This window comes from Acidovorax sp. CF316 (genome assembly GCF_000276605.1).
Lineage (GTDB): Bacteria > Pseudomonadota > Gammaproteobacteria > Burkholderiales > Burkholderiaceae_C > Acidovorax.
Map to the genome: position 1 here is coordinate 1 of NZ_AKJX01000313.1, position 618 is coordinate 618.

The window sequence follows — 618 nt, forward strand, 5'->3', positions numbered from 1 at the left end:
GCGCATCCAGCAGATCGAACCCGGAGAAGGCCATACCCTGTTCGTTGACGCCGACGGCGCCGTGCACGCCTGCGGCGCCAATGCTGCCGGCCAGCTCGGCGACGGCACCCTGGTCAACCCTTCCACCGACGTGCCCAAGATCGCGCACATCGCGGGCCTGCCGCCCGTGGTTGCCGCGGCGGCGGGCTCGGCGATCTCGGGCGTGATCGGCGCCGACGGCAGCGTCTGGATCTGGGGCAAGGGCACCAACCTGGGTGGCACCGACAAGACCACGGCGCCCGTGCGCGTGATGGGCGGTAACGGAGCGGCCTTCGATGCCGGGCGGGTGGGCGATGCCAGCGGCACCTTCGCGGGAAGCCAGACCGGCCCTCTGAGCAACGTGACGCTGGACGTCGGGGCCACGGTCTCCACCCTGCACCGGGGCAAGACCGGGCGCGTGTACGTGGCGGCCTTTGCGGGCTCGACCGTGCTGTTCCTGGGCCCCAACGGCTGGGCGCAGTACACGGGCGGGGCGTTCCCGGCGTACCTGTCGGGTGCGCTGCCGCGCACGGTGCCGGTGCGCATTGCCTCGGGCCTGAACTTCAGCGGGCTGGAAGGCGTGCAGCTGGTGGTGGGGTA

Annotated in this window: 1 pseudogene; it reads left to right on the forward strand. The window is 72.0% G+C overall.

Going from position 1 to position 618, the window contains the following annotated elements:
* Nucleotides 1-618 (forward strand): annotated as a pseudogene (locus PMI14_RS33270) (hypothetical protein); the annotation flags it as partial.